Raw genomic sequence first — 3710 nt, 5'->3', positions numbered from 1 at the left:
CGGGTCTGATGCCGGAGGGGGCAGGATCCTACGTTAAGGGCTGATTTGGCGTTCTGTCCGTTGCAACGTCCTGTATACAGTTGGCCTCGAAACTGAGAAGAGTTCGGCAAGATCGCTGATGGAGTATTCTCCTGTCGCGTGCATGCGTGCGAGCTCTTTTTGTTGTTTATCAGATAGTTTTGGCTGTTTACCGCGGAGTTTTCCTTTGGCGCGGGCTATAGCCATCCCTTCTCGTGTCCGCATTCTGATTAGATCCGCCTCGAATTCGGCGAAGGTCGCCAGGATGTTGAAGAACATCTTTCCCATGGGGTCAGCGGGATCGTAGACCGACCCACCCAGTGCGAGCTTCACGCCCTTAGCTTCGAGCTGGTCGGCGATGGTTCGGGCGTCGGGGACGGAACGGGCCAACCGGTCCAGTTTGGACACAACGAGTGTGTCCCCATCGCGAACGGCGGCGAGTGCTTGGTCCAGGCCCGGGCGGGCGCGGTTCGCGCCGGTCAAACCGTGGTCGGTGTAGATAAGGTCTTCGGAAACCCCAAGATCAGTCAAGGCCTGACGCTGCGCCGTCAGATCCTGTTTATCGGTGGAACAGCGGGCGTAGCCTATCTTGGTCGCGGTCATAGCCTGAGTGTACGAATATGGGGCCTCTTTTGCAAAACTATTCGTACTAGCTATATGAGACAGTCTTGCGGCAGACATTGTTGGCCGCGTGATTTCGCTCATTACCGTCCGCTGATCGATCCCCTTTTGGACACCTCTCTTGCCAAGGAAGTAACATTATGCCCCGTCGGAAAATCCTGACTGGCCGCCAACGCGCGGCCCTTTTTGACCTGCCAACCGACGAAGCTCTATTGTTGCATCACTACACCCTAGCGGATGACGATCTGGAGATCATTCGGTCCCGCCGGCGCCCTCACAATCGTTTCGGCTTCGCACTACAGCTTTGCGCCCTACGATATCCAGGTCGGTTGCTCGCGCCAGGTGAAGTCATTCCGTTGGAAATCACGCGCTTCTTGGCGGCCCAGCTTGGACTGAGGCCTGAGGATCTGGCCGAATATGCGAGCCGCGAAGAAACCCGGCATGAACACCTTGCAATCCTGCGCGAGCTTTATGGTTACAAGATGTTCGCGGGGCGGGGATCGCGCGATTTGAAGGTTTGGCTGGAGAAGAAAGCCGAGACGGCGCGGTCAAACGAAGACCTGGCGCGGTGGTTTGTCGATCGCTGCCGTTCGACGCAAACCATCTTGCCCGGGATTACCGTGATCGAGCGCCTTTGCGCAGACGCCCTTGTCGCCGCAGAAAGACGGATTGATGCGCGGATTGTGGACCGACTGGACGATGGAATGCGCGATCGACTTGATGCCTTGTTGACCGAGAGTGCAGATGGCAGCGTCACGCGCTTTGTGTGGTTGCGGCAGTTTGAGGTAGGGCGGAACTCGGCCGACATGAACCGCCTGCTCGACCGATTGGGAGCACTGCAGGATATCGCACTCGACAATTCTCTGCTGTCCGATATCCCGCCGCATCGCGTTTCTGGCCTTCGACGTCAAGGCGAGCGCTACTTTGCCGGGGACATGAGGGATATCTCGGGTGATCGGCGCCTCGCAATTCTCGCAGTATGTGTTTTGGAATGGCGAAGTGCGGTTGCCGACGCAGTGGTCGAGACTCATGATCGGATCGTAGGTAAAACCTGGCGTGAGGCCAAATCACGAAGTGATGCTTGCGTGGCTGAAGCCAAATCGACTCTGAAGGACACCCTAAAAGCTTTCTCGACCCTCGGATCGGCGTTGCTCGAAGCGCACGAAGACCAGGCTCCCCTGGAGGAGGCCATTCAAAATTCTGGTGGTTGGTCCGCGCTCAGGGACCTTGTTGCAACCGCAGCGCAACTCACCGACACGCTGGCCGCCGATCCGCTGGCACATGTTGTTCAGGGCTATCATCGTTTCCGGCGCTATGGACCACGCATGTTACGTGCGCTCGAAATCAAGGCGGCTCCGGTTGCCGAACCGTTGCTGACCGCTGCCGAAATCATCGCGGATGGCGATACAACCACCACCCGGCCACGTACCTTTCTGCGCCGCACCTCAAAATGGCATCGACACCTGAAGGACGATGATGGGCACCGGCTATGGGAGGTGGCCGTCATGTGCCACCTGCGCGAGGGTTTTCGATCCGGCGACGTCTGGCTTGCCCATTCCCGACGTTATGGCGATCTCAAGGAAGCGCTTGTTCCCGCCGAGGTCGCTCGGGCCACACCGAGACTGGTCGTGCCGTTTGAACCGGAAGCCTGGTTGGCAGACCGGAAGGCCCGTTTGGCGAACGGATTGCAGCGGCTTGCCCGTGCCGCCAGAGCTGGTGCGATTCCGGGAGGCCTCATCGAGAACGGCATCCTCAAACTCGACCGACTGACCGCTGCCGTCCCCGAAGAGGCCGACGCCATGGTACTCGACCTTTATCGAAGACTGCCGGAAGTCAGGATCACCGACCTTCTGCTCGAGGTGGATGACGAGGTTGGCTTTACCGAGGCATTCACACATCTACGCACTGGCGTACCCTGCAAAGACAGGATCGGCCTGTTGAATGTGCTGCTTGCCGAAGGGTTGAACCTCGGCCTCAGCAAAATGGCGGGTGCGACGAACACCCATGACTACTTCCAGCTCTCGCGCCTGTCGCGGTGGCATATTGAAAGCGATGCGATGGCCCACGCCCTGGCCATGGTGATCGAGGGGCAATCTACATTGCCAATGGCGCAGTTTTGGGGTGCCGGGCAGACCGCATCGAGCGACGGTCAATTCTTCCCCACCTCACGTCAAGGCGAGGCGATGAATCTCGTTAATGCCAAGTATGGCAATGAACCTGGGCTGAAGGCTTATACCCATGTCTCCGATCAGTTCGGTCCCTTCGCCACACAGACCATCCCGGCCACCGTGAACGAAGCGCCCTACATTCTGGATGGTCTGCTGATGACCGATGCCGGGCAAAATGTCAGGGAACAGTACGCTGATACAGGTGGCTTCACGGACCATGTCTTTGCGGTCACCGCTCTGCTGGGCTTTCAGTTCATTCCCCGCATCCGGGACCTGCCGTCCAAACGTCTTTATCTCTTCGACCCCACATCTTGCCCGAAGGAATTGAAAGGCTTGATTGGAGGCAAGATCAGAGAGCCGATCATCGCCATAAACTGGCCGGACATCTTGCGCAGCGCAGCCACCATGGTGGCAGGGACCATGCCTCCAAGCCATTTGTTGCGGAAGTTTGCTGCCTATCCCCGCCAGCACGAACTCGCGGTGGCGCTACGAGAAATCGGACGGGTCGAACGGACGCTCTTTATCATCGACTGGTTGCTTGACGCAGACATGCAGCGTCGGGCGCAGATCGGCCTTAACAAAGGCGAGGCACACCACGCCTTGAAGAACGCACTTCGCATCGGGCGGCAGGGTGAAATCCGCGACCGGACTTCAGAAGGACAGCACTATCGCATGGCTGGCCTGAACCTGCTCGCCGCAATCGTCATCTACTGGAATACCAAGCACCTTGGAAACGCTGTCGCCGAGCGTCGCCGCGAAGGGTTGGACTGCTCTCCAAGCCTGCTAGCGCATACCTCGCCACTCGGATGGGCCCACATACTTCTGACCGGCGAATACAGGTGGCCCAAAACGTGATCAGGCGGTCTTAACGTAGGATCCTGCCCCCTCCGGCATCAGACCCCT

Annotated in this window: 2 protein-coding genes; one reads left to right on the top strand and one right to left on the bottom strand. The window is 58.5% G+C overall.

Annotated features, from left to right (window positions below):
- Positions 1–33 precede the first annotated feature (33 nt).
- Positions 34–621, bottom strand: coding sequence for a recombinase family protein (locus tag SPHINGO391_RS02315; protein ID WP_152007328.1), 588 nt, complete (start codon positions 619–621; stop codon positions 34–36).
- 158 nt (positions 622–779) lie between these two features.
- On the opposite strand from SPHINGO391_RS02315, the gene SPHINGO391_RS02310 reads away from it, so the two are divergent.
- A complete protein-coding gene (locus SPHINGO391_RS02310) occupies positions 780–3662 on the top strand; it encodes a Tn3 family transposase (protein WP_152007327.1) in 2883 nt (960 codons plus the stop codon).
- Positions 3663–3710 lie beyond the last annotated feature (48 nt).

This window comes from Hoeflea sp. EC-HK425 (assembly GCF_902498795.1).
GTDB lineage: Bacteria > Pseudomonadota > Alphaproteobacteria > Rhizobiales > Rhizobiaceae > Hoeflea > Hoeflea alexandrii.
Note: the sequence above shows the minus strand (reverse complement) of the source record. Positions and strands in the feature narration are given on the sequence as shown.